The following is a 5,492-nucleotide window of genomic DNA, read 5'->3' on the forward strand; positions in this document are numbered from 1 at the left end:
GCGGCGACATCGTCGATCTCGACGTGCTGCACGAGGTAGCGGTCCGCGGCCCACGCTGCGGCGCCCGAGAGGGTGAGCGTGGTCGTCAGCGCCGACGCGATGATCACGTTCCGGCGACGGGTGCGGCGTTTGCGGCGGGGCGTGGGTTCCATGCATTCAGGGATACGCACCCCGCCTATCCGGCACCCCGCGACCGGCTGACACCGCGCTATGGAGGCTTATGCGGCGCCTATGGTCCGTCCGGGGCCGCGCATACGATGGGGAGAGCCGCGTCTTGCGACGCCATCCGCGTGCCCGATCGCATCCCGAGGAGAGATCCGTATGAAGCTCGCCGTGCTGGGGTCGGGGATGATCGTCCGCGACTTCCTGCCCCACGCCGCCGCCGTCGACGGCCTCGACCTCGTCGCGATCTGCGGGCGTCCGGCGTCAGCCGATCGCCTCGCCGCGATGCGGGACGAGTTCGGCATCCACCGCGTGCACCTCGACCTCGATGCCTGCCTCGCAGATCCCGACATCGACACGGTGTGGATCGCGGTGCCGAACTCGCTGCACGCCGAGTATGCGCGCAAGGCCCTGGAGGCCGGCAAGCATGTGGTGTGCGAGAAGCCCTTCGTGCTCGATGAGCGCGATCTGCAGGAGCTGCGCGACCTCGCCGAGGAGCGCGATCTCATCCTCGTCGAGGCGATCAGCACGGTGTACCTCTCGAACTACCGCTGGATCCAGGAGCACCTCGACAGCGTCGGGGAGATCCGCGTCGTGCAGTGCGACTACTCCCAGTTCTCGTCGCGCTTCGACCGGTTCCGGGCCGGTGAGGTGCTCCCGGCGTTCGACCCGGAGCAGGGTGGCGGAGCGCTGCTCGACATCGGCATCTACACGATCCACTTCGTCGTGGGGCTTCTCGGGCGCCCCGAGAGCGTGCGCTACACCGCCAACCTCGAGCGGGGCGTGGACACCTCCGGCGTGCTCGTGCTGGAGTACGGCGACCGCACCGCGGTGTGCGTGTGCGCGAAGGACTCCGACGGCCCGATCCGCTCGAAGATCCAGGGCACCGACGGCTGGATCGCCGTCGACGGAGCACCTAATGCGATGCCGGTCGTGCGATCCCAGCGCCGCGGCGAAGAGGTGCAGACCCGCGACCTCTCGGTGCATCCGCATCGCATGGTGGAGGAGTTCCGCGCGTTCGTCGACATGATCGCCCGTCACGACACGGCCGAGCGCGACCGACGTCTCGACCACAGCCAGGCCGTGCTCGCCGTCGCCACCACGGCGCGCCGGTCGGCCGGACTTCTCCCGATCGAACAGGACCCCTCATGACCCATTCCCTCGTGCTCGTCGCCAACGCCGGCGACGGATCCCTGTCGCTGTTCCGCTTCGACGGGGCAGCGCTCGAGCGCCTGTCGGTTACCGAGAGGCTGACGGGATGCTCCACGTTCGCCGTCGATTCGGCGCGCGACCTCGTCTACGCCGCCGTGAAGGGCGACCCCGCGGGCATCGTCACGCTCTCGCTCGACCGCGCAGCCGGAGTGCTGACGGAGGTCTCGCGGCGCGATCTGCCGCGGGGCGGCATGAACTACCTGGCCCTCACTCACGACGGCGGGGTGCTGCTCGGCGCCTCCTACGGCGGCGGGTACGGCATCCTCAGCACCGTGACGGACGGCGTCGTGAGCGCTCCGGTCTCCGAGATCGCGTATGCGAACCTGCACGCGGTGCTGCCGGATGCATCCGGTCGGTTCGCCTACTTCGTCTCGCTTGGCGACGACCTCGTCGCGCAGTACGCGATCACCGATGAGCCTTCGCTGGAGCCGCTGAGTCCGCCCACCGTCGCCTTCCCGCCCGGCATCGGCCCCCGCCACCTGGCGCTGAACGCCGCGGAGGACAGCGTCTACGTGCTGACGGAGTTCAGCGCCGAGATCGTGCGTCTGCACCGTGACCGGCAGGCGGGGACGCTCGTTCTGGACGGATCCACCGCGGCGCACGATGTCGCCGTCGGCCTGCCGCTCGGCGTGTTCGGGGGCAATCCCACCGTCAACCCGGCGCTGTGGGGAGCCGATCTGCACTGGGGTGCCGGACAGAAGCACCTGTGGGCATCGGAGCGCTCGACGAGCAGCCTCGCGGCGGTGCCCGTGGCCGCAGACGGCTCTCTCCGCCCGGCGGAGACCTTCACGCCCACCGAGCCGCAGCCGCGCGGATTCGCGCTGAGCGCCGACGGTCGATACCTGGTCGCGGCGGGTGAGAAGAGCACGACGGTCTCTCTCTACGCCGTCCACGGGCAGCACCTCGAACTCCTCCAGCGCGCCGAGACCGGTGGCGGCGCGAACTGGGTTCGCTTCATCGAACCGCGCCTTTAGCGCCCGCACCGGCCGGATGCGTCACCAGGGGAGATTCCCCGGTCCGCCGACGTGCCGGATCGTGCGGCTGCGCTCGCGGATGATTCCCCAGGAACCGATGATCCACAGCGGCACCTGGGTGAGGAAGGCGATGCGGAACGCGTCCAGCGAGTAGGTCTCGGGTGTGCCGGCGCCCTGCAGGTCCATCGAGACGCCGATCATGAGGATCGCGATCAGCGCGGCGAGGAAGCCGCCGCCGTTGACGATGCCGGTCGCCGTGCTCAGGCGATGCGTCGGATTGAACGCGCGGGCATGGTCGAAGGCGATCATCGAGGCGGGTCCGCCCGAGGCGAGCGCGATGACGAGGATCACCAGCAGCCAGACCGGCGCGGCGCCGGGCCACACGATCACCGCGAGCCACGCGACGGCCTGGAACACCACCGTCGGCAGCACGAGCCAGCGCGACCGGCGCGTCGGGTGCCGTGAGGAGAGCGCCCCGAGGATCGGTCCGAAGACGATGCCGGCGAGCACGAGCAGGGTCATGAGTCCCGACGCGGCTGCGGGGCTGAGACCCTCGCCCGTGGTGAGGAACGGATAGCCCCACAGCAGCACGAACGCCGTTCCCGCGAACGGCGTGGTGAAGTGCGACCAGAAGCCAAGCCGGGTCGCCGGGTGCGACCACGACTCACGGAAGCCCTCTCGCAGATCGGCCGCCGAACGCACGATGCGCACCGCACCGGTGTCGGTGTCGACCGCGGTGTCGAGCGGATCGTCGCGACGCTCGGGTGGACGATTGCGGATGACCGCGAAGGTGAGTACGGCGAACAGCACCGTGAGACCGGCGAGGCTGCCGAACGCGACACTCCACGACGTGGCGTGCAGGAGGGCGGCCAGCGGCACGACGGCGACGATCTGGCCGAGCTGGCCGATGATGCCGGTGAGCTGCACCAGGAGCGGTGAGCGCTGCGCCGGGAACCACGTGGCGATCACGCGCAGCACGCTCGGGAAGACCGCGGCATCGCCGGCGCCGATGAGCACGCGCGCGAGGATGCCGATCCCGACGGCGTCGGCGAAGGCCATGACGAGCTGCCCGGCGGCCATGAGCACCATGCCGGCCGCGATCACCGGGCGCGCGCCGAGGCGGTCGAGGATCAGCCCCACCGGCACCTGGAGGGAACCGTAGACGGCGAGCTGGATGACGGCGAACATCGACAGCGCCGAGGCGTCGGCGTCGAACCGGATCGCCGCGTCGACGCCGACGGACGACAGCGACGTGCGGTTCGTGATCGCGACGACGTACGCGGCGACCCCGACGATCCAGACCGTCCACGTACGCCAGCCGGGCGTGTGCAGGGCAGAGGATGATGTCACGTGCGACCCGTCGACGGTGGGGATGGGCTCGCGAGGGCGAGCGGATAAATCCTACTTTCCGGCGCTCGCCGTTTCGCCGAAGCAATCCGCCGCGAGGGCGTCGGTGACGGCGGTGGCCGCATCGGCCCAGCGCGCGTAGTGGTCGGGATCGGTGTTGACCTGCACGGTGTGGATCGCGCGTGAGGGCGGCATCCCCTCCCAGCCCTCGACGGTCGCGAGCCGCGAGAAGAACAGGGATGCGGCGCGCGCGGGATCCATCCGCTCCTCGACCGTGCCCCACCAGTCCTGCTGCTGGAACAGCCCGATCGACGACGTGCGAGACCCGTCGGGGTTGCGGATGCCCGACGTCTCCCAGTCGCCGTAGTCGAGGTTGCGGAGCCCCGATTCGCCCATCGCCGCCATCACACCGAGGCGCTGCCCGACCTCATCGAATCCGGCGTCGGCGCCGACCTGCATGATGGTCAGCGCATGGGCCAGCTGGTCTCGCGAGTACCCGGCGACGCTCGCCTCGCCGACCACGCCGGGCGCGCTGCACACCTCGGTCGGAGGATCGGCCACGTCGGCGGCGACGACGAGCCCCCACACGCCGACGAAGCCGGCCAGCGCCACGGTCGCGCCGACCTGCACGCCGACCACGCGGCGGCGGGTCAGGCGCCGTCGCCGTCGGCGTCGTTTCAGGCTCACTCTGCCAGTCCACCGTGCGCGCCTGGGAATCCCGTCCGGGTGGCGGATTCCCGCATTCGAAAAAGTCGTGCGGCGGGGGTGTCCATCTGGTGCACTGGTGTTCGTCGCTTCAGTGAGGGGCTGCGACGGGCGGCTCCCAGACCGAAAGGACACGCCATGCAGTACATGCTCCTCCTCGCCAGCGCCCCCGATGTCAGCCCGCAGCCGGGGAGCCCCGAAGAAGCCGCGGAGATGGGTGAGTGGTTCGCCTTCGACCAGATGGTCAAGGACGCCGGGGTCTTCGTCTCCGGCGAAGCGCTCCACCCGCAGGACACCGCCACGTCGGTGCGCGTGCGCGAGGGCAAGACCGTCGTCACCGACGGGCCCTACGCCGAGACCAAGGAACACCTCGGCGGCTTCTACGTGCTCGACGTCGCGAACCTCGATGAGGCGATCTCGTGGGCAGAGAAGATCCCCAACGTCGACTACGGCTCGGTCGAGATCCGGCCGATCTTCGACGTGTCGCAGATGCAGCAGTAGCGTGCCGCATCCCGAGGTCGCCGAGGTCTTCGGTGCGCAGTGGCCGCGGCTGGTCGCGACCCTGCGCGCCGACCTCGGCGACCTCGATCTCGCGGAGGATGCCGCGCAGCACGCGTTCGCGGTGGCTTCCGAACGCTGGCACGCCGACGGGATGCCCGACGCGCCGGGCGCGTGGCTGCTCACCGTCGCGCGCCGCTGGGCGATCGATCAGGCCCGACGCGATGTGCGGTGGGCGCGGCGAGAAGACGATGTGCGTGCCGCGCTCGAGCTGCCGCAACGCGACCGCGGGCCGATCTCCGACGACCTGCTGGCGATGATCTTCGGATGCTGCCACCGCGCGCTCGATGAGCCGGCACGCGTTGCGCTGACGCTGCGCTACGTCGTGGGCCTGCCGACGGCCTCGCTCGCGCGTTCGTTCCTCGTCACCGAAGCGACCATGGCGAAGCGCCTGGTGCGGGCGAAGAAGAAGATCGCGGCCAGTCGCGTGCCCTTCGAGGTCCCCGATCGCGACCTGCTCGCAGACTCCCTGGACGACGTGCTGAAGGTCGTCTACGTGATCTACACGCAGGGGCACGCCGCGCCCACGGGTGA

General features: G+C 70.2%; 6 protein-coding genes. 4 read left to right on the top strand and 2 right to left on the bottom strand.

Annotation, left to right across the window (positions count from 1 at the left end; genetic code table 11):
• Window positions 1-321 precede the first annotated feature (321 nt).
• Complete coding sequence (locus B4E30_RS08665; RefSeq protein WP_286794776.1) at window positions 322-1,314, top strand: Gfo/Idh/MocA family protein; 993 nt, start codon at window positions 322-324, stop codon at window positions 1,312-1,314.
• A complete protein-coding gene (locus B4E30_RS08670; RefSeq protein WP_286794778.1) occupies window positions 1,311-2,348 on the top strand; it encodes a lactonase family protein in 1,038 nt (345 codons plus the stop codon). The genes B4E30_RS08665 and B4E30_RS08670 overlap by 4 nt, the downstream gene beginning before the upstream one ends.
• Before the next feature lie 21 nt (window positions 2,349-2,369).
• Here the strand turns inward: B4E30_RS08670 and B4E30_RS08675 are convergent, their stop codons facing one another.
• Together B4E30_RS08675 and B4E30_RS08680 are read right to left on the bottom strand one after the other, a co-directional pair.
• The gene (locus B4E30_RS08675) at window positions 2,370-3,698 is read right to left on the bottom strand and encodes an MFS transporter (protein WP_286794780.1); all 1,329 of its coding nucleotides are present in this window, start codon (window positions 3,696-3,698) and stop codon (window positions 2,370-2,372) included.
• 51 nt (window positions 3,699-3,749) lie between these two features.
• Window positions 3,750-4,382 (bottom strand): hypothetical protein, encoded by a 633-nt coding sequence (locus B4E30_RS08680; RefSeq protein WP_286794783.1) that lies wholly within the window; start codon window positions 4,380-4,382, stop codon window positions 3,750-3,752.
• 156 nt (window positions 4,383-4,538) lie between these two features.
• Between B4E30_RS08680 and B4E30_RS08685 the strand changes: the two genes are divergently transcribed.
• Window positions 4,539-4,901 carry a YciI family protein gene (locus tag B4E30_RS08685; protein WP_286794785.1) on the top strand — a complete coding sequence of 121 codons (363 nt, stop codon included), beginning with the start codon at window positions 4,539-4,541 and terminating at the stop codon, window positions 4,899-4,901.
• Window position 4,902: 1 nt separating this feature from the next.
• On the top strand, window positions 4,903-5,492 hold a 590-nt coding region (locus tag B4E30_RS08690; RefSeq protein WP_286794787.1), incomplete at its 3' end, for a sigma factor-like helix-turn-helix DNA-binding protein.

It is taken from the genome of Microbacterium sp. UBA3394 (genome assembly GCF_002358725.1).
Classification (GTDB): Bacteria; Actinomycetota; Actinomycetes; order Actinomycetales; family Microbacteriaceae; genus Microbacterium; species Microbacterium luteum.